Annotated in this window: 18 protein-coding genes and 1 pseudogene; 9 read left to right on the forward strand and 10 right to left on the reverse strand. The window is 72.5% G+C overall.

The window, feature by feature from the left end:
• The 3 genes and pseudogenes from ACWJ6R_RS07155 to ACWJ6R_RS07165 form a co-directional block, all read left to right on the forward strand.
• A partial coding sequence (locus ACWJ6R_RS07155; RefSeq protein ID WP_449061425.1) for a WD40 repeat domain-containing protein occupies positions 1-2,352 on the forward strand: 2,352 nt, incomplete at its 5' end.
• A 108-nt stretch (positions 2,353-2,460) separates the two neighbouring features.
• Positions 2,461-2,805, forward strand: coding sequence for a DUF3140 domain-containing protein (locus ACWJ6R_RS07160; RefSeq protein WP_449061426.1), 345 nt, complete (start codon positions 2,461-2,463; stop codon positions 2,803-2,805).
• 66 nt (positions 2,806-2,871) lie between these two features.
• Positions 2,872-3,848 (forward strand): annotated as a pseudogene (locus ACWJ6R_RS07165) (aldo/keto reductase).
• Between the two features lie 69 nt (positions 3,849-3,917).
• Here ACWJ6R_RS07165 and ACWJ6R_RS07170 read toward each other — a convergent pair.
• Positions 3,918-5,369 (reverse strand): erythromycin esterase family protein, encoded by a 1,452-nt coding sequence (locus ACWJ6R_RS07170; RefSeq protein ID WP_449061427.1) that lies wholly within the window; start codon positions 5,367-5,369, stop codon positions 3,918-3,920.
• 80 nt (positions 5,370-5,449) lie between these two features.
• Between ACWJ6R_RS07170 and ACWJ6R_RS07175 the strand changes: the two genes are divergently transcribed.
• Positions 5,450-5,794 carry an MmcQ/YjbR family DNA-binding protein gene (locus ACWJ6R_RS07175; protein WP_449061428.1) on the forward strand — a complete coding sequence of 115 codons (345 nt, stop codon included), beginning with the start codon at positions 5,450-5,452 and terminating at the stop codon, positions 5,792-5,794.
• Here the strand turns inward: ACWJ6R_RS07175 and ACWJ6R_RS07180 are convergent.
• Entirely contained in the window at positions 5,727-7,076 is a 1,350-nt protein-coding gene (locus ACWJ6R_RS07180; RefSeq protein ID WP_449061429.1) for an endonuclease Q family protein, read from the reverse strand. The genes ACWJ6R_RS07175 and ACWJ6R_RS07180 overlap by 68 nt on opposite strands.
• Before the next feature lie 227 nt (positions 7,077-7,303).
• Here ACWJ6R_RS07180 and ACWJ6R_RS07185 point away from each other — a divergent pair, with 227 nt between their 5' ends.
• Positions 7,304-8,347, forward strand: coding sequence for an endo-1,4-beta-xylanase (locus ACWJ6R_RS07185; RefSeq protein WP_449061430.1), 1,044 nt, complete (start codon positions 7,304-7,306; stop codon positions 8,345-8,347).
• Positions 8,348-8,665: 318 nt separating this feature from the next.
• Positions 8,666-8,956, forward strand: a complete 291-nt coding sequence (locus tag ACWJ6R_RS07190; protein ID WP_449061431.1) for a hypothetical protein — start codon at positions 8,666-8,668, stop codon at positions 8,954-8,956.
• Between the two features lie 13 nt (positions 8,957-8,969).
• On the opposite strand, the gene ACWJ6R_RS07195 is transcribed toward ACWJ6R_RS07190, so the two are convergent.
• Positions 8,970-9,188: a hypothetical protein gene (locus ACWJ6R_RS07195; RefSeq protein ID WP_449061432.1), complete on the reverse strand. Its 219-nt coding sequence runs from the start codon at positions 9,186-9,188 to the stop codon at positions 8,970-8,972.
• Between the two features lie 101 nt (positions 9,189-9,289).
• A complete protein-coding gene (locus ACWJ6R_RS07200) occupies positions 9,290-9,979 on the reverse strand; it encodes a YhjD/YihY/BrkB family envelope integrity protein (protein WP_449061433.1) in 690 nt (229 codons plus the stop codon).
• 219 nt (positions 9,980-10,198) lie between these two features.
• On the opposite strand from ACWJ6R_RS07200, the gene ACWJ6R_RS07205 reads away from it, so the two are divergent.
• Positions 10,199-11,014, forward strand: a complete 816-nt coding sequence (locus tag ACWJ6R_RS07205) for a siderophore-interacting protein (RefSeq protein WP_449061434.1) — start codon at positions 10,199-10,201, stop codon at positions 11,012-11,014.
• 111 nt (positions 11,015-11,125) lie between these two features.
• Here ACWJ6R_RS07205 and ACWJ6R_RS07210 read toward each other — a convergent pair whose 3' ends face one another.
• Both ACWJ6R_RS07210 and ACWJ6R_RS07215 read right to left on the reverse strand, forming a co-directional pair.
• The gene (locus ACWJ6R_RS07210; protein ID WP_449061435.1) at positions 11,126-11,416 is read right to left on the reverse strand and encodes a DUF1905 domain-containing protein; all 291 of its coding nucleotides are present in this window, start codon (positions 11,414-11,416) and stop codon (positions 11,126-11,128) included.
• A gap of 43 nt (positions 11,417-11,459) precedes the next feature.
• Entirely contained in the window at positions 11,460-12,293 is an 834-nt protein-coding gene (locus ACWJ6R_RS07215) for an alpha/beta fold hydrolase (RefSeq protein ID WP_449061436.1), read from the reverse strand.
• A gap of 40 nt (positions 12,294-12,333) precedes the next feature.
• Here ACWJ6R_RS07215 and ACWJ6R_RS07220 point away from each other — a divergent pair, with 40 nt between their 5' ends.
• Positions 12,334-13,560, forward strand: coding sequence for a sigma-70 family RNA polymerase sigma factor (locus tag ACWJ6R_RS07220; RefSeq protein WP_449061437.1), 1,227 nt, complete (start codon positions 12,334-12,336; stop codon positions 13,558-13,560).
• A 456-nt stretch (positions 13,561-14,016) separates the two neighbouring features.
• Here the strand turns inward: ACWJ6R_RS07220 and ACWJ6R_RS07225 are convergent, their stop codons facing one another.
• The 4 genes from ACWJ6R_RS07225 to ACWJ6R_RS07240 all read right to left on the reverse strand — a co-directional run bounded on the left by ACWJ6R_RS07225 (position 14,017) and on the right by ACWJ6R_RS07240 (position 17,776).
• Entirely contained in the window at positions 14,017-14,748 is a 732-nt protein-coding gene (locus tag ACWJ6R_RS07225; protein WP_449061438.1) for a DUF7873 family protein, read from the reverse strand.
• A gap of 132 nt (positions 14,749-14,880) precedes the next feature.
• A complete protein-coding gene (locus ACWJ6R_RS07230; RefSeq protein WP_449061439.1) occupies positions 14,881-15,978 on the reverse strand; it encodes a LacI family DNA-binding transcriptional regulator in 1,098 nt (365 codons plus the stop codon).
• Between the two features lie 16 nt (positions 15,979-15,994).
• Positions 15,995-16,894: a PfkB family carbohydrate kinase gene (locus tag ACWJ6R_RS07235; RefSeq protein ID WP_449061440.1), complete on the reverse strand. Its 900-nt coding sequence runs from the start codon at positions 16,892-16,894 to the stop codon at positions 15,995-15,997.
• 30 nt (positions 16,895-16,924) lie between these two features.
• Positions 16,925-17,776, reverse strand: coding sequence for an SIS domain-containing protein (locus ACWJ6R_RS07240; RefSeq protein WP_449061441.1), 852 nt, complete (start codon positions 17,774-17,776; stop codon positions 16,925-16,927).
• Positions 17,777-18,250: 474 nt separating this feature from the next.
• Here ACWJ6R_RS07240 and ACWJ6R_RS07245 point away from each other — a divergent pair, with 474 nt between their 5' ends.
• Positions 18,251-19,573, forward strand: a complete 1,323-nt coding sequence (locus ACWJ6R_RS07245) for an ABC transporter substrate-binding protein (protein WP_449061442.1) — start codon at positions 18,251-18,253, stop codon at positions 19,571-19,573.
• The last annotated feature ends 14 nt before the right edge of the window (positions 19,574-19,587 follow it).

Consider the following 19,587-nt stretch of genomic DNA (forward strand, 5'->3'; position numbering starts at 1 on the left):
GCCGCGGCGCGGACCGCGGTCCGCGCCGCGGCCGAAGACGGGCCCGCGGGACCGGAGAAGGCGTTCCTGGAGGCGTCGGCGCGCCGAGACCGCCGCCGCAGGCGGGTGGCGGTCGCGGTGATCACCGCGCTGGCGTCCCTGCTCCTGGTCGCCGTGACGGCGGGCGGGTACGCCCGGGTCCAGGGACAGCAGGCGCTCGACCAGCGGAACCGCGCGACCGCCCGCCAGCTGGTCGGCACCGCGCTGAAGGTCCCCGACACCGCGCTGGCCGCGCAACTGCGCCTCCAGGCGCACCGGCTGGCCCCGATCCCGGAGACGCGCGGAGCGGTGACGGCCGCCCGCACCCGGCCGCTCGGGACCCGGATCCTCGGCCACACGGGCTACGTCTACGACGTCGACTTCGCTCCCGACGGCCGGACGTTCGCCTCGGCCTCGGCCGACGGCACGGCGCGGCTGTGGGACACGACCGGCGCGGGCGGACCCCGGCAGGCCGCCGTCCTCAGCGGCCACGCCGACGAGGTCCACGGGGTGGCCTTCCACCCCGGCGGGAGACTGCTCGCGACCTCCTCCGGTGACGGTTCCGTGCGGATCCGGGACGTCGGAGAACCGCGCTCCCCGCGCCGGGTCTCGGAGTTCCACGCCGGGGCCGGGAGCCTGAACGCGGTGGCGTTCAGCCCCGACGGCGCACTGCTCGCACTGTCGTCGGCCGACGGCACGGCCCGGCTGTGGGACGTGCGCGACGCGGCCCGCCCCCGGCAGGCGGCCGTGCTGACCGGGCACACCGACGAGGTGCGCGGGGTCGCGTTCGCCCCCGACGGCCGGACGCTCGCCACCGCCTCCATGGACCGTACGGCGCGGCTGTGGGACATCACCGAGCCCGCCCGCCCGAAGGCGGCCTCCGTTCTACGGGGCCACGTCAGACCCGTCCAGGCCGTGGCGTTCGCACCCGGCGGGACCACGCTGGCCACCGGGAGCCAGGACTCCACGGTGCGGATGTGGGACGTGCGCGATCCCGTCCGGCCCCGGCGGGCCGCACACCTCACCGACGCCACCAACAGCGTCTACGACCTGGCGTTCGGCGCCGGCGGCCGGATCATGGCGGGTTCCTCGTACGACGGCGGCGTCTACGTGTGGGAGGTGCGGGCCGAGGGCCCCCCGATCCTGTCGGAGATCCTCGAGGGACACACCGACACCGTCTTCGCGGTCGCCGCGGCTCCCCGGGGAACCCCTGGGGACTCCGGGCGCGGAGACCTCGTGAGCGCCTCGGGCGACCTGACGCTGCGGGTCTGGCCCGCCGCCGGGGCGGGTGACGTCCCCGGCACGCCCCGGCTCGTCGGGCAGCGGGGGGAGCTGTGGAACCTGGCCGTCAGCCGGGACGGCCGTACGGTCGCCGGGGTGTTCGGGGACGGCACAGGCAGGCTGTGGGACGTGCGGGACCCGGAGCGGCCGCGGATCATGGGAACGCTCAGAGGACATGGCAACGGCATCCAGCAGGCCGACTTCAGCCCGGACGGGCGGCTGCTGGCCACCGCGTCCTGGGACGAGACGGTCCGGTTGTGGGACGTGGCCGATCCCGCCCGGCCCCGGACCCTGGCGGTCCTCCGCCCCGGCGGGGATCTGGCGCTGTCGGTGCGGTTCACCGGCCGGGACGGCCGGACCCTCATCACCTCCTCGCAGGACGGGACCACGGGTGTCTGGGACGTGGCCGACCCGGACCGGCCGAAATCCGTCGCGACCCTGCGCGGCCTGCGCGAGAAGGTCTTCGGGATGGCGCTGAGCCCGGACGGCGGAGTCCTGGCGGCGCTTCCCACCGGGCGGTCGGCCCGCCTGTACGACGTGCGGGACCCGCGGCGGCCGGTCGGGCTGGGCACGCTCACGCCCCCCGGCGGCACGCTGGCGGGGGCCGGCTTCGATCCCGGAGGGCGCCTGCTGGCGACCGTCTCGACGGACGGCACCGTGTGCCTGTGGGACGTCTCCGACCCCGCACGCCCGTCCCGCGTGGCCGCGTTCGCCGGGCATCCTGTCTCCGCCACGGGGGTGGCGTTCAGCCCCGTCGAGCGGACGATGGCCACCACCGGGGAAGATGCGGGCCTGCGGCTGTGGGACGTGGCGGACCCGGCCCGCCCGCGCCTGCGTGCGGTCCTGCAGCGGGACGACCGGCCGATGAACGACGTCGCCTTCCTGGCCGGGGGAGACGTGATCGCCACCGCGAGCGACGACGGGATCCAGCTGTGGGACTCCGACGTCGAGGAGGCGGCCCGCTACGTCTGCGAGCGGGCCGGAGCCCCGATCACCGGGAAGGAGTGGCGGCAGCACATCCCGGACCTGCCCTACGACCCGCCGTGCCGATGACCGGGACGGTGACCGCATCGGCCGGCCATGGGTGCGGTCCCGATGGGTACGGTCACCGTTGCGCCGGACCCGGGCACACCGCCGGGACGGCAGGACAGGAGGATCATCATGACCGACCGTTCAGACCCGGAGCGCGACCACCTGTGGGACGAGTTCCACCGGTCCGTGAACATGACCTCGGAGGAACTGCGCGCCTTCCTGATGGCGTCCGCCTCCGGAGAGGACGCCCTCCCCGTGGACGCGGAGCAGGCCATGCCGGAGCTCGGCCGCGGGGTGCTCACCATCCTCGCCAAACGCAAGGTCGACCTCACCGGCGACGACCTCGACACGATGCGCAGGGTCGTCGAACTCGTGGGGAGCCTGAAGAGCGGTGACGCCGAGGACGACGAGCGGCGGCGTGTCCTGATGGAGGTCGGCCACGACCCGCTCAGGCCGTCGCGGACCGAGGATTGAACCGGGCGGGGGCCCGGCAGGGTCCCCCGCCCGGTCAGGGTGCACCGTGAAGCTACGATCGGACACGTGGAACAGCGCATTCTAGGAAGAACCGGTAGAAATGTCGGAGTGGTCGGGCTCGGCGCCTGGCAGCTGGGCGCCGACTGGGGCGAGGTGGGCGAGGACGAGGCGCTGGCCACCCTGGAGGCCGCGGTGGACTCCGGGGTGGACTTCATCGACACGGCCGACGTCTACGGCGACGGCCGCAGCGAGCAGATCGTCGGGCGCCTGCTCAAGGACCGGCCCGGGCTGACCGTGGCCACCAAGATGGGCCGGCGGGTCGCGCAGGAACCGTCGGCCTACACCCTGGACAACTTCCGCGCCTGGACCGACCGGTCCCGCGCGAACCTCGGCGTGGACACCCTCGACCTGGTGCAGCTGCACTGCCCGCCCACGCCGGTCTACTCCTCCGATGCCGTCTTCGACGCCCTGGACACCCTGGTGGAGGAGGGGCGCACCGCCGCCTACGGGGTGAGCGTGGAGACCTGTGAGGAGGCGCTGACCGCGATCGCGCGGCCGGGCGTGGCCACCGTGCAGATCATCCTCAACGCCTTCCGGCTCAAGCCCCTGGAGCGGGTGCTCCCGGCCGCGGCGGAGGCCGGGGTCGGCATCATCGCCCGGGTCCCGCTCGCCAGCGGCCTGCTGTCGGGCAAGTACGACGAGTCCACCGTCTTCGCCCCCGACGACCACCGCGCCTTCAACCGGCACGGCGAGGCGTTCGACGTCGGCGAGACCTTCTCCGGCGTCGACTACGGCACCGGCCTGGAGGCGGTGCGCCGGCTGACCCCGCTGGTGCCGGAGCGGATGACCACGGCGCAGTTCGCGCTGCGCTGGATCATCGACCAGCCCGGCGTCTCCGTGGTCATCCCCGGCGCCCGCAACCCCGGCCAGACCCGCGCCAACGCGGCGGCCGCCGAGGCGGCCCCGCTGCCCGCGGACACCTCCGGAGGGTGCGGGAGGTCTACGACGAGCTGATCCGGCCCCAGGTCCACCACCGCTGGTGATCCGGCGGACGCGCGGGGCTGCGATCCGCAGGTCGTGATCCGCAGGGCCGTGGCTCATAGGACCGCGGCTCATAGGGCCGTGGGGTACGTCTCGGGCTCCGCCTCGCCGGGCGGCTCGCCGTGCAGGGGGTGCAGGGCGCTCGTCAAGTCCAGCCAGAGGAACGCGTCGTAGCGGCGGCCGGGGACCGTGCGGACGTAGTTGCGCAGGTGGTCGCGCTCCGGGTGGTAGACCACGCCGATGGCCCGGTGGCCCACCGGCCGGTCGTACCATCCGGGCCGGTCCCCGGGCGGCGGCACCACGAACAGCGCGCCCTCCGGCTCGGCCTCGTGCAGCAGCGACTCCAGCGACGTCGGCCGGGCCGGCGGGACGGGCATGACCTCGGCCGGTGCGCCCCACTCGTCGCCCGCGACCACCGTGCCCCGGTGCGTTCCGAAACCGACCAGGACCACCGCCCCGCCGTCGCCGTCGGAACCGTCGCCACCGCCACCGCCAGCGTCGCCGCTGTGCCGCTCCCGGACCAGCTGCCCGAGGTTGGTCATCCCGGCCGCCGCCATGTCGGTGGCGCGGGCGTCGCCGACATGGGTGTTGTGGGCCCAGACGACCGCCTTCGCGCCGTCCCCGTAGAACCCGGCCAGCCGGTCGAGGGTGTCGGCCATGTGGACGTCGCGGACGTTCCACGACTCGGGACCGCCCCGCAGCATGGCGCGGTAGTACTCCTCGGCCCCGGCCACCACCTCGGCGTTCTGCCGGGCGGCGAAGCCCGCCTCGTCGTCCGGCGCGGCCTGCCTGACCGCCGTCAGCAGGCCGACGGCCGCCTCCTCGCAGGACTCCGGGAGCAGGCGCAGCGCCAGGCCGTACTGCTGCGGGTCGTGCCCGCGGGCCTCGAAGCAGTGCAGGGCGCGCAGCACCGTGTCGGCCTGCTCGGGCAGGTGGCGGAGGGCGTAGCCGCGCACGGCCCGCAGCGAGTCCCACAGGCTGTAGACGTCCAGGCCGTGGAAGCCGCAGCGCGCCCCCGTCGGCAGGGAGTCGTTCCAGCCGCGCAGCCACCGGCAGAACTCCGCGACCTCCTCGTTGGCCCACATGAACGAGGGCCAGCGGGTGAAGCCGTACACGGCCTCGCGGGGGGATTCGTCACCGGTGCCGGTGACCGCCCGGTGGATCCGATGGCAGTCGGGCCAGTCGCCCTCGACGCCGACGAACCGGAAGTCCTTCTCGGTGATCAGCCGCCGGGTGAGCGCGGCCCGCCAGGCGTAGAAGTCGTGCGTGCCGTGACTCGCCTCACCGATCAGGACGTACCGGGCGTCGCCGACGCGTTCCAGCAGCGGGTCGAGGTCCTCGGGTACGGCCAGCGGCAGCGCCGACCGCCTGATCTCGTCGTGGTCGCCCGAACGGGACACGGGCACCTCCCCCTCGTTCTCTCGGGTCCGCTCCCATCGGCCGGCGGTGACACGGCGGCCGTACGGCGGCGCGGTCGATTCGCTGAACCATGGCGGAGCCGTACCCGCGATGTACTGGCTCAATCGACGTCCCCGCCGGAGGACCGCGCCCGGGACCGGGCGGTTTCCGGCGCCGGAGGGTACGGCACATGCGATCATGGAACGTGTCTGATTTCGATCGTGTGCGCGACATCGCCCTGGAGCTGCCCGAGGTCGAGGAGGCCGTGTCCTGGGGCACGCCCGCGCTGAAGGTCCGAGGCAGGCTCTTCCTGCGCCGCCACGAGGAACCCGATCTCACGGTGGTCAAGGTCTCCCCGCAGGAGCGGGAGGCGCTCACCGCGGCGCGCCCCGGAGTCTTCCTCGTCACCCCGCACTACGAGAACCACCGCTACATGCTGGTGCGGACGGCGGAACTGGCAGAGGAGGAACTGCGCGAGCTGGTCACCGAGGCCTGGCGGCTGAGCGCTCCGCAGCGGCTGGTGAAGGCCTTCGACGGGGGCGCGGGCTGACGGACCGCTCCGCCCCGCCGGGCCGCTCATCAGGCCGCTCGCCGGGCCCGAAGAGCCGGATCACGCCGTACTCGCCGTCGTATCCGGGGTCCCGGAACACCTCGCCGCGACGCAGCCGGCCGACGGCCTCGGCGAGCGGCGGGGAGTGCGCCGCGATGTCACCGACCGGCACGTCCGCCAGGATCGCCAGCTCGGGTCCCAGCGCGGCGACGAGCCCGTCCGTCTCGCGCAGGACCTTCTTGCTCTGCGGGCCGACGCCGAGGACCTCGCCCACGATCTCCGGCAGCGGCACGAGGCTGCGGAAACCGGAGGCGTCCTGCGGCAGGGCGTCCTGCGGGCGGTCGGCCAGTTCCTCGATGCGGCTCAGCACGCCGATCGTGAGCCGCTTGCCGCACACCGGGCAGACGCCGCCGCGCTCGCGCGTCTCCCGCGGCTCCATCCGGACCCCGCACTTGCGGTGCCCGTCGAGGTGGTACCGGCCCTCCTCGGGGAAGAACTCGACCGTCCCGGCGTAGCCGTCGCCGGTCCGCAGCGCCCGCAACACCGCGAAGTAGTCCAGATCGGTCTCGAACACCGTGGTCTCGCGCCCGATCCGGGGCGGGGAGTGCGCGTCGGAGTGGCTGACCAGCCGGTGGCGGTCGAGGCCGGAGACCCGCCGGGTCATGGCCGGATCGCTGGACAGCCCGGTCTCCAGCGCGAAGAGGTGGCCGGACAGGTCGCCGTAGCACTCCTCGACCGCGTCGAACCCGGACTTGGAGCCGAACACGCCGAACCACGGCGTCCAGACGTGGGCGGGCACCAGGTAGGCGCCGTCGCCGCAGGCCAAGGTCGTCTCCAGCAGGTCCCGGGAGTCCATCCCGAGCACGGGCCGGCCGTCCGAGCCCAGATCCCCGGCCCGCCCGGCCGCGCGGTTGAACGCCGCGGCCGCGTCGAAGTCCGGCATGTGCACCAGGTGGTGGATCTTCCGGGTGCGGCCGCCGCGGCGGTAGACCGTGGCGACCTCGGCGGAGAGGGTGAACCGGAGCGGGCCGGAGGCCGGAACGGGGGGCAGGGTGCGGGCGATCTCCCGCTCCAGGTCCTCGTGGAGCCGGAACAGTCCCGGCTCCGCCGGGACGAGACTCTCCCGGAGGCGGCCGAACCAGGCCGGGTGCGTGAAGTCGCCGGTGCCCAGCAGGGTGACGCCCTTGCGCCGGGCCCACCATGCGAGGTGCTCCAGGTCGCTGTCCCGGCTGCAGGCCCGGGAGTGCTTCGAGTGGATGTGCAGATCGGCGTGGAAGCGCATCCGCCTCCCCTTCCCCGCGCGGAGCGGGGCAGTCCGCCCGGCTCCGGGAATCCGCCCGCCAACAGGGCGAACGCGACCGAAATGTTTCGGGGCATTGACGGGTGACTTCGTTACATCTACGTTTCATCCCACGAAACATCTCGGATTATCTCCGAAAGTTTCAGCGACTCGTCGCACCATCCTCGGGGGCTGCAAGATCGACACTGACGACCACGAGTGAGGCATCCATGAAACGTCTCCTGTCGGGACTGGCCGCCATCGCGTTCGCGCTGGCCGCACCCCTTCCGGCGCACGCCGACAGGACCCCGGACGACCTGCGCGAGCTGTCGCGCACGCTCCGGGTGCACATCGGCTCGGCCGTCAACGCCACCGCCCTCGGCGAGGAGGCCGACTACCGCCGAGTGCTCAACCGCGAGTTCACCCACGTCACCGCCGAGAACGCGATGAAGTGGGAGACGATCGAGCCCCAGCGCGGCGCGTACGACTGGGCGGCCGCCGACGCGGTGGTCGAGAACGCCCGGCGCAACCGGCAGCAGGTGCGCGGGCACACCCTGGTCTGGCACAACCAGCTCCCCGCCTGGCTGATCGAGGGCGTCGACTCCGGGGCCATCGACGCCAAGGAACTGCGCAAGATCCTGCGCAGCCACATCATGACCGAGGTCGGCCGCTACCGCGGCAAGATCCGCGCCTGGGACGTGGTCAACGAGGTGGTGGACGACACCGGCAAGCTGCGCGACAGCATCTGGCTCAAGCACCTCGGCCCCGGCTACATCGCCGACGCCTTCCGCTGGGCGCACCAGGCCGACCCGCGCGCCAAGCTCTACATCAACGACTACAACCTGGAGTGGGACGCCAAGAAGATCGAGACCACGCTGGGCATCGTCAAGGACCTCAAGGCCAAGCGGGTGCCGATCCACGGCATCGGCTTCCAGGGGCACCTGGGCATCCAGTACGACTACCCGGCCGACTTCGCCGGCGTGATGCGCCGGTTCACCGACCTCGGCCTGGAGGCCGCGATCACCGAGGCCGACGTGCGCATGGTGATGCCGGCGACGGCGGAGAAACTGGCCACCCAGGCCGGCTACTACCAGCGGATGCTCTCCACCTGCGTCGCCAACAAGCGCTGCGTGGAGTTCACCGTCTGGGGCTTCACCGACCGGCACTCCTGGGTCCCCGACTGGTTCGAGGGTGAGGGCGCGGCCAACATCATGGACGAGAAGCTGGCGCCCAAGCCCGCCTACGACGCCCTCCTCGCCGTCCGCCGGAAGTAGGCCGGTCCTCCCCACCGCCGGACGCTCCTGCACAGGAGCGCCCGGCGGCGGGGGGAGAGACCGCCGCCGGACGGCGGGCCCGGCGGTGGGCCGGGAGAAGCCGGGGGAGAATGGAGACGGCGGCGGCGCGACGCGCGCCGCGGTGAAGCCGTACGGCGAGCGGACCGGAGCCCCGACATGAACGTTCCTCCCGGCGAGCGGCCCGGACATCCGGAGCGGCCCGGGCGTCCGGAGCGGCCCGGGCGTCCGCAGGGACCCGGGCGTCCGCAGGGACCCGATGCCGGAGCGGCGCCGCGTCGGAACCCCGGCCCGGACGCGGTGCGCGATCTCGCCGCGCTGACGCGGGAGAAGCGGCTCGCCGTCGTCGGCCTGATCAGCGCGTACGTGCACGCCGCGGAGATGGGCGAAGAAGCGGTCGCCCGCGCCGTCGGCGGCTTCCTGCCCAGCGTGGACGACCGGTCGGACAGCGGGGCCGCCGCGGTGCAGAACGCGTACATGGGCGTGATCGCCCATCTGCTGGGGGAGCTGGCGCGGGAGCGCGGCGAACCGGTCGAGCGGGTGTGGCAGCGTGTGGCGATGGAGCTGATGATCACGCAGGACGGCGGCTGAGCGGTCCGCCGGTTCAGCGCACCCGCCGGGACCTGAGGTCGTACCGGCGGGGCGCGGCCCGCCGCGGCGGCGCCTTGACCTCGGGGTCCGCCGGGGCGTCGACGACCTCCGCGCGCGGCTCACCGATGCGCCGCCGGTCGGTCAGGTCGATCGCGCCGCCGTGGCGGCCGGTCGCGGCGTGGGCGGCGGCGAACAGGATGAGCATGTTGAGCAGCTTCAGGAAGAGCAGCATGCCCACCGCGCCCGCGACGACCTGGTACGCCGGATTCGCCGAGCTGATGTTGAGGTAGACCTGCCCGACCGTCTTCAGCAGCTCCAGCCCGACCGTGATGATCAGGGCCGGTACGGCGACCGGCGGGGCGACAGGTGCAGCCGGGGCGTCAGCGTCAGCAGCGCCGTCGACAGCAGCAGGTTCACGCAGATGCCGAGGACGAAGGCGGCCGCCGACAGCGTCCACCGCGCCGGCACCGCCTCGGTCCCGACCGTCGCCTCGACCAGCCAGGCCAGTGCGGTCTGGGCGCCGAACGACAGGGCCAGCGAGGCCGAGAGCAGCAGTCCGAGAGCGACCAGCACGCCCAGGTCGATGAGCCAGCGCAGGAAGAAGCTGCCGGGATACTGCTCCAGGCCCCAGACCGCGCGGATGGAGGAGCGCATGGAGTCGACCCAGAACAGGCCGGTCAGGGGGAGGCCGAACGAGGCGATCATCCCGGCCGTGTCGCGGGCGTCGCGCAGCGCCTGCACGTCGAGCCGGGGGAAGGTGTCGCTCAGATAGCGCTCCACCTCGCCGACCGCGGCGGGCGTGTCCAGCACGTGGCCCATGATCACGAAACCCAGCAGAGCCAGGGCGAAGGTGGCGTAGAACGCGTAGTAGGTCATCCCGGCCGAGAGGCGGCCCGCGTCGGTCCGGTCGTAGTGGACGCCGGCCCGGACGAGGTGGTCGAGCCAGCCGTACCGGCGCCGGGCCCGGGTCCATCCCCTGGTGAGCTTGCCGGTCCACCGGCTCGTCTTCGCGGTGGCCGTCATGAAGGCGCACTCTACCCGCAGAACCGGCTTTCACCGCTCCGCGACGGGTGGTCTCCGGCCGTCGCGGAGCAGTGGATTTAGGATAGGCTCACCTAATATTTCAATCCTCCGTGTTGTAGGCCATGGTCGGCTTCCCTGCCGGAAGGGCCGTGCCCGGCGGGACCGCGGCGGCGGCGCCGGTCGGGTGAACCGGCCTTCTCCGAAGGGACTGCGAGAACCGTGACCGTGCCGCGCCCCACCATCGTCCGCCACCCCCTCGCCTACCGGCTGCTCGAGGTCGGGCGCATCGTCCGGATCACTCCCGGAACCGTGCGCGTCACCCTGACAGGGCCCGAGCTGGCGGGCTTCCGCGAGCAGGCGCCGACCGACCACGTGAAGCTCTGCTTCGCCGAGCCCGGCGCCGAACTGCCGACGCCGCCCGTCATCGAGGACGACATGTGGGTGGACGCGCCGGTCAGGCCGATCACCCGTGACTACACCGTCCGCCACCACCGGCCCGAGGCGCTGGAGCTGGACGTGGACATGGTGGTGCACGGCGACGGCGTGGGCTCCGCCTGGGCGGATCGCGCCGAGCCCGGCATGCGGATCGGGGTCCTCGGCCCGCGCGGTTCGCAGGTCGTGCCGCTGGTGCACGACTGGTACCTGCTGGCCGCGGACGAGACGGCGATCCCCGCGCTGGGCCGCTGGCTGGAGGCGCTGCCCGCCGGGGTGAAGGCCGTCGCGTTCGCCGAGGTCTCCGGCCCGCAGGAGGAGCAGCGCTTCACCACCCGCGCCGACCTGGCCCTGACCTGGCTGCACCGGGGCGACGCCGCTCCCGGCACGACCGACCTGCTGGAGCGGGCCGTCCGGGCCGCCGTCCTCCCGCCGGGCACGGGCTACGCCTGGGTCGCGGGCGAGGCGAACACGCTCAAGCCGATCCGCCGCCACCTGCGCCGGGAGCGCGGACTGGCCAAGGAGCAGGTCGACGTCGACGGCTACTGGAAGCGCGGGGAGAGCGACCACGACCACCACGCCCAGGACGACGACACGGCGTGACCCCGCAGGGCGCGCGGACCCGCCGCCAGGCCGCACCTCCGGTCACGAAGGCCGCCGCCCGGGCCGGAGGCGCAAGGCCCTGCCGTCGCCTCCGGTCCGGGCGCGGGCGGTTCAACTGAGCCGTCGGTCGAGGTGGAAGGCGACCTCGGCGCCGGCCTGGTCCTTGCCGATGAGCTTGCACAGCGCCGCCTTGACGGGGAGCCAGTGCGGGCCGTCGCCCGAGGGCATGAGGGTGGCGGTGAACGGGTGGCCGTCGATCGTTCCGCCGATCTTCACGGCCCGCCTCGTCCCGAGGAGCTCGGCGGATCCCGGCACGGTCACGAAGGTGGGGAAGGCTCCGTTCTTCTCGAGCGGCGCGGTGAAGGTGTGGTCGAGCGGTCGCGTGGTCTCCTGTGCGGACATCTCGGTCTCCTGAGCTCGTCTGTCGATGGTGTGGAATCGTCTCTCAGCCCTCGCCCAGGACCGCGCGCAGCCGGGCGGCGAACCGCTCGGGGTCCTCGGCGAAGCCGATGTGATCGCCGGGGAACATCGTCGGCTCGATGCCGAGCTCCGCGGCGAGCGCCCGCGTCGCGCGGTCGCAGAGTTGGCCGGCCGACTCCTCGCCGATGCCGGCCACGATGCGGACCGGCCCGTCGCGCAGGGCGGTGACGTCGGGCAGCCAGCGAGTGGTCCCGCGCAGTTCGCGGGTGAACCAGCGCCGTTCGTCCGCGACCTGCCGCGGGTCGCGTTCCCCGCCGAACATCTGCTCCAGCACGTCCTCGGGCATGGTGATGTCGGCCTGGTCCATGAACTTCGCCCAGGCTCCGACGACGTCGCCGGCGAGGTACGCGGTGATCATTTCCTCGGTCCCGGAGTCGAGCCGCTCGCGGTCCGGGAGCAGGGGGCAGAGCGGGGGCTCATGCGCGATCACCGTGTGGACCTGCTCGGGATGGGCGATGGCGAGGGCCAGCGCGCTGACGGCTCCGCCGCTGGATCCGAAGACGGCGGCCGGCCCGGCGTCGAGGTGGGCCAGGAGCCGGGAGAGGTCGTCGGCGCGTAGTTGCGGGGTCGAGTCCAGATCCGGGTCGTCGACCGGACTGCGGTTGATGCCCCGCGGGTCGGTGGTGAGCACGGTGTGGCCGGTGGCGAGGAGGTCGGCCGCGGGGGCGAAGGACTCCGCGTGCATGGGGGCGCCGACGAGCACCAGCAGGGGGCCCTCGCCGCGTACCTCGTAGTACAGGCGTGCGCCGGGGACATCGAGGGTCGCGGCGGTGGCGGGAACTGTCGACGTGCGGCTCATCGGGTGCTCCTGAACTGAGACGGTGGTGTCCGGTCGGAGTATGGACTCCCGCCAGAGGGCAGAATCGTCGCTCGTGGAGGAAATTTCTTCGCGGCCCGCCGACACGGCCGCCGAAGCCCGAGCCGGAGCCGAGGCTGGAGCCCAAGCCCAAGCCCAAGTCGGAGCCGAAGTCGGAGTCCGAGCCCGAGCCGCCGGAGCATCCGGGAGCTCCGAGCCGCTCCGTGCAGGCGAGACGGTCGCCGGATCGGCCCGGGAACGTCCCGCGGACCCTGATCTGGATCGGGCACGCGAAGGGGACGGCGCCGCGTTCGACCGGCTCGTGGCGCCGCTGCGCCGGGAACTGCACGCCCACTGCTACCGCATGCTCGGCTCCGTCCACGACGCCGACGACGCCCTGCAGGACGCCCTGCTGCGGGCCTGGCGGGGGCTGGCGCGATTCGAGGGCCGCAGCTCGCTGCGCTCGTGGCTCTACACCGTGGCCACCCGCACCTGTCTGGACACCGCGGAGGCCCGCGGCAGGCGGGCGCTGCCCGCCGATCTCGGACCGTCCAGCGACCGGGCCGTGCTGAGCGACACTCCGCTGACCGATGTCGCCTGGCTGGGCCCCTACCCCGACGCGGGCCTCTCCGAAGGCCCGGCCGGCCCCGACAGGCGCTACGAGCAGCGCGAAGCCGTCGAGCTCGCCTTCGTCGCGGCCCTGCAGCACCTGCCCGCCAACCAGCGCGCGGCGCTGCTGCTCTTCGAGGTCCTCGGCTTCTCCGCCGCCGAGATCGCCGCCATGATGGCCACCTCGACCGCGTCCGTGAACTCCGCCCTGGCGCGGGCCCGCAGGGTCGTCGCGGAGAAGGCGCCCTCCCGCACCCAGCAGCGGACGCTGCGCAAACTCGGTGACGTGCGCCTGCGTGAGATCGTCACCGGCTACTCCACCGCACTGGAACGCGGCGACGCCGGAGCACTGGTCGCGCTGCTCACCGAGGACGTCACCTGGTCGATGCCCCCGCTGGCGCACTGGTACCGCGGCCTCGACGCCGTCACCGACTTCGCCGTCCGGGTCCCGCTGACCGGATGCGGGTCCTGGCGGAACATCGCGACCGGCGCGAACGGCCAGCCCGCCGTGGGCTGCTACCTCTGGGACGACGCCGCCGGCGCGCACCTGGCCTGGTCGGTCACCGTGCTGACCCTGCGCGGGGAGCGCATCGCCGAGCTCACCTCGTTCATCGGCCCCGAGCACTTCAGAGTCCTCGGGCTGCCCGCCTCGCTGCCCTGACCGTCGTCACCGGCGAACAGGACGGTTCCGGAGGAGGTTCGTCCTCGTCCTCGACCTCGCCGGAGAGAGGAGCGACCCCCGGGAACCTCTCCATGTCCCCGGGGGTCTGTCGAAGCCGTCATATCGCGGCGCCAGCGGCGTTTAAGAGCGTGGATCAGTCATGACGACGTCGCGCTCTGCCATTGAGCCACCGGTGCACGGTAGAGCACCGAGCCGGATTCGAACCGGCATCTCAACGATCACAGTCCACCTCGGTCGATCTGGCGCTCGACGGCGATGCTGATTCTGGAGCGAGAGTCTGAGTCTGATCGGCTGCCTCTACCAGTTGGGCTACCCGGGCCCGTTCGTGCCCGGGGGAGGAATCGAACCTCCGCTGTCACCGTCGTTCAGGCTGACGTTCAGTTTCAGCTTGCGCTCCTCGCGCACCCGTCCGCTCCGGGACGGGGGTTTGCGGGGCTACCCGAGCAGGTAGCCGAACACGGTCTCACCGATCCGCCGGTCGGTGACCTCGAGGCCGTTGGCCTCCTCGCGGGCGTACTTCACCGCGTCCTGGAGCTTCTGCACCCTGCCCAGCAGCTCGTTGACGCGGCGCTGCGGAAGCGCACCCGAGAACGACACCTTCGTCCAGTAGCCGACGACCACGTCCTCGTTGTAGACCTGCACCTGCGCCGGGTGCTTGTCGGTGGCCTCGGCGAGGACGTGGTTGCGGGGGACCTTCTTGGTGCGGGTGGTCTTGACCGGCTCGGTCCGCCAGGTGTCGGTGTTCTCGTCCAGCGCCCAGGTCTCCGACGGGTCGAGCGTCGGCAGCTTGGCGATGAGCGTGTGCAGATCCGTCAGCTGCTTCTCCAGGAAGAGCAGGTACGTCACCGGCACCTGGGCCAGCAGGACGGCGTCGTCGATCCTGACGTCGGCCCTGGCCTCGCAGTTCGCCCAGTCCTTCGTCGCGGTGACGTCGAACAGCCGGGTCAGGGCCGTGCTCACGTCCTTGAGGACGCCCTCGGCCTGGACCTGGACCCTGGTCGACTCGGGCGGAAGCTGCTCGCCCTCGTCGTCGAGCGGTTGGTAGGACCGGGAGATGCCGGACAGCAGCGGCGTCTTCTGGATCGTGTGATACGCGTCGGTCACCTTGCGCTGGACGTCGGACTTGACGCCCTTCTCGACGGCGAGGATCTGGTTGAGCTTGGTCACGGCACGAGATTAGTCCCATTTCAGGGTGCATCACATCTCAATATCCAGCACTTCAAGAAATGGTGGGATATAGGGCCCCCGGTCTTCCCGCGGCGGCCACGGCGTACGGCCTCCGCCCCGGTTCCCGGGCGGTCAAGGGCCGGGCGGCGGGGCGACCGAGGAGCGCACGACGAGCCGCGAGCGGAGCGTGTGCATCCTCCGGCCGGGCTCGGCCCCGCCGATCGTGTCGAGGAGCACCTCGGCGGCCTTCGCGCCGAGCCGGTGCACGGGCTGCTCGATCATGGTCAGCGGCGGATCCATGACCGCCGCCCACGCGCTGTCGTCGAAGCCGATCAGCGCGACGTCGCGCGGGTAGGCGAGCCCCGCCGCCCGCAGCGCCCGCAGGGCTCCCGTCACCGCCTCGGTCTCGGTGCAGAACAACGCGGTGATCCGGTCGGGGAGGGCGAGCATGCGGGCGACCTCCCGGGTCGCCCGCTCCTCGGTCTTGCGGCCGACCATCACCAGCTCGGGATCGAAGGGGATCCGCGCGTCGTCGAGCGCGTCGAGGTAGCCGCGCAGCCGCTCGCCGTCGGTCCACAGGTTGCGCGACGCCTCCGCCAGCAGTTCCCGCCGCGTCGCGGGAACCTGCGCCGCCGGCGGTCCCCACACGAACCCGATGCGGCGGTGCCCGGCTTCGACGAGCTTCTCGACCGCTTCCCGCGCCGCGTCGCGGTTGTCGATGACGACCGCGTCGAGATCGAGCGAGGCGACCGCCCGGTCGACGAGGACGACGGGGACGCCGCGGTCCACGGCCGCCCGGATGTGCGCGACCTCGTCCCGGCCGACCGCGGTCGAGGCGACGATGACGCCGTCGACGCGCTTGTCGATGAGCACGTTCACCGCCGCGACCTCCTCCTGGAGGTTCTCGTAGGTGCTCAGCACGATCGTGTCGAACCCCCGGGCCCGGGAGGTGTCGGAGATGCCGCGCATCACCCCGGCGAAGAAGGGGTTGCCGATGTCGGCGAGGATCACGCCGAGGGTGTGGCTGACCCCGGTCGACACGCTGCGGGCGAGCGCGTTCGCGCGGTAGCCGAGCCGGTCGGCCGCCGCCAGCACCCGTTCCCGCAGCTCCGCGCTGACGTACCCGTACCCGCCGAGCGTGCGGGCCGCGGTCGCGCGGCCGACCCCGGCCTCGGCGGCCACCTCGGAGATCGTCGGCTGGGCCGGCGTCTCGTCCCGGTCAGACGGCATGGGGCGCGTCCCTTCCTCATCCCTCGTGTGCGGAGGCTCGCCACATGCTAGCCACGGCGGGCCTGCCGCGGCCGAACGCGGCTTCGACGAAGCACTGCTCGTAGGCCGCGCCGGCCCCCGCGCGCAGCGCCTCCTCGATCGCGTCGCGCCGCGGCGGGGCGCCCGGAGCCCAGCCGCCGCGCAGCAGCGAGACCGCGAAACCGGCGAGGAAGGCGTCGCCGCAGCCCATCGTGTCGACGATCCCCCGCGGGCCCTCCACCCGGAGCGCCGGGGCGGTGAGGGTGACGCGGCCGTCGCAGGCGATCGCCCCGTCCACGCCGCGGGTGGCGAGCGCGATCCCCGCGCCCCGCCGTACGGCCTCGGCCAGGAGGGCGCGCGTGCGCACCTCGTCGAGGTGGGAGCACGACAGGAGCACCAGGTCGGCGTGCGGGCAGACCCGGTCGAGATAGGCGGGGGTGCGGAACTCCTCCTCGCTGGACAGGTCGAAGCTCACCAGCGGGCCGAGCCCGGCCAGCTTCGGCAGCTCGCTCTCGCTGCGGGAGTACACGCTGGAGTGCACCAGCCCGAAGGAGGAGGCGTAGGCGAGCAGCCCGCCGTCGAGCGCCAGGGGCTCCCGGACCGTGACCCCGCCGCCGTTCCAGCCGAGGAAGACGCGGTCGCCGTCCTCGACGCGCAGCAGGGACAGGCCGGTCTCGCCGGTCCGCACGACGCAGTGGTCGACGGCGACCCCCTCGGCGGCGATCGCCTCGCCCAGGAAGCGGCCGAGGTCGTCGTCGCCGAAGACCCCGAGGTAGGCGGCTTCGAGACCGAGGCGGCGGGCGTAGACGGCGACGTTCACGCTGTTGCCGCCCGGATAGTCGGTGCCGCGGTCGACGAACCGGTCGACGATGTTGTCGCCGAAGCCGAGGACTCTCATGGATTCTCCTGTGCGCGGGCGGGGCGGTGCTCAGTAGTCCATGACGCGGTAGTAGCGGCGCAGGTCCAGCGAGTGGTCGCGGACCCGCTCCAGGTGCTTGCTGACCCGGCCGAGGACGGTGTCGAGCACCAGCGGGGCGACCAGGCCGCGGAACTCGGGGCTGATCCCCTCCAGCGGGTAGTCGCGGGTGTCGAAGACGGTGACGTCCTTGCTGACCCGCCTGGCGAAGGACTCCACGCGGTCGGTGAGCGCGCGCGTCTCGTCCTCGCCCTGGAAGATGACGACGCTCGTGTCCTCCTCGATCAGCTCCAGGGAGCCGTGGAAGAACTCGGCGCTGTGCACCCGGGTGGTGCGCAGCCACTGCATCTCCTCGAGGATGCACATGGAGTACAGGTAGGTGAACCCCCACAGGTTCCCGCCGCCGACCAGGAAGTGGTAGTCGGTCTCCTTGTGGGCCTCGGCGAAGGCCGCGGCCACCGGGTCGGCCTGTTTGGCCACCTGGACGAGGATCTCCGGCAGGCCGGCGAGCTCGTCGGCGAGCCTGCCGTAGCCGTCGAACTCGCCGCGCCGCTCCAGCAGCCGGCCGGTGAACAGCAGCAGCTGCGCGTCGAAGGGCCAGGCCTTCGGCTCGGAGACGAGCGCGACGTCGACCTTCTGGGCGACGGGGGAGTCGGGGTGACCGGTGAGGCCGACGGTGTAGGCGCCCCTGGCCCGGCAGTACTCGATCGCGCGGACGACGTCGTCGTCGTGCCCGAGACCGAGGGGAAGAGCGCCACGGAGCGCTCGCCGAGGGACGCGTCGCCGGAGGCGATCAGCTCCGCGGCGATCACGGCGCGCACCGGGAAGGCGGAGGAGCGCCGGGCCAGGTGCTCGTACGGCCACATCTGGGCGTAGGTGCCGCCCGCGCCGACGAGGAAGAGGTTGTCGAACCCGTCGTCCACCAGCCGGTCGACCAGTTCCTCGATCTGCGGGCGCAGCGCCACGGTGCTGGTCATCTGCCGGAGGAATTCCGGCTCGTCGAATCGGATCATCTTTCGTCCTTTCGGGAACGCCTGCGGCCGGCGCCGCCTTACGGCCTGATACCGGTATCACGCGGGGGTCACGCTGGCACAGGCTGATGCGCGCCGTCAACACCGTCCTTTCCGTGATGAGACCTTCTGTGCTGGTCATAGAGGAATCAATAAGCCGGGCACCGTCTCGCCTCTGATTCAAAAGATCTTGCGCTTGGGTCTGGTACCGGTATCAGAACGTCTGTACAGTCGGCCCACGCCAAGCGCTTCGCGCCGCAGACCTCCACGGTGGATCCGAGGTGCCCCGCACCGGCGGTCCCCTCTCCCCGAGAGAAAGGAAGAGCCCATGCGCTCTCGCGCGCTGACGACGTTCGCGATACTCGCCGGGACCTCGGTGCTCACCCTCGCCGGCTGCGCCGGTGAGCCGGCGGCGAAGGCCCCCGCGGCCGACGTCGCCGCCGCCCCGGAGTTCAGCGGGAAGCTGAGCATCCTGACCAAGTTCGCCGGGGACTCCCTGAGCCCCTACTTCGAGGGCGTCATCGCCGACTACCGGAAGATGCACCCCGACGTGGAGGTCGAGCTCATCCAGGAGACCGACCAGAGCATCAAGGACAAGACCAAGACCCTGACCGCGTCGAACGCCCTGCCCGACATCTACTTCAGCTGGACCGGCAACTGGGCGGAGAACTTCGTCCGCGGCGGCCTGGCGGCCGACCTGACCGAGGTGATCGGCCCCGGCACCCCGTGGGGCGCGACCTTCAGCCCGGCGGCGCTGTCGGCGTTCGCCTACGACGGCAGGTACTACGGGATCCCGCTCTACAACAACGGCAAGTTCATGGGCTACAACAAGGCCGCCTTCGACAAGGCCGGGGTGAAGGCGCCCGCCTCCTTCGAGGAGCTCCTGGCGAGCTGCGCCCCGCTGCGCGCGGCCGGATACGAGCCCGTCACCTTCGGCAACAAGGACGGCTGGCCCGCCCTGCACTACCTGCAGCAGCTGTTCGCCTACCACGTGCCGGGCGACGTCCTGAACGCCGACTTCGACCCCCGGACGGCCAAGCTCGACCACCCCGGCTACACCACCGCGCTCAAGCAGTTCAAGACCCTCGTCGACGACTGCACCGACACCCGCCACGGCACCAACGGCGTGCTCTACAGCACCGCGCAGGAGAAGTTCCTCAACGGCAAGGCCGCGATGTACTACCAGGAGATCCTGGAGTTCGCGAACGTCACCGACGAGCGGGAACTCAAGCCGGAGGACTTCGGCATCTTCCCGCTGCCGGTCCCCCAGGGCGCCGCCGGCGACCCCCGGGCGATCGAGGGCGCGCCCGAGGGCTACCTGGTCAACGCCAGGTCGCCGCGCGTGGCGCTAGCCGTCGACTTCATGAAGTTCGTCACCAGCCGGGAGAACGCGGAGAAGCTCTCCGCCGCGCCGTACGCCCAGCCCAGCACCGTCATCGGGGCCGTCACCGCCGAGACCTCCGGCAAGGCCGTCTTCGAGGGCATCGAGATGGTCAACAAGGCCTCGCAGCTGACCGTGTGGCTGGACATGGTGACCGTCCCGGAGGTGGCCGACGCGTGGCTGGCCGGAGGGGAGGCCCTCATCACCGGAAGCTCGACCCCGGAGAAGGTGCTTGAGAGCGTGCGCCAGGCCTCGGCGGCGGCCAAGTAGCCGCGGCCGGAGGG

Source organism: Planomonospora algeriensis, from assembly GCF_977012225.1.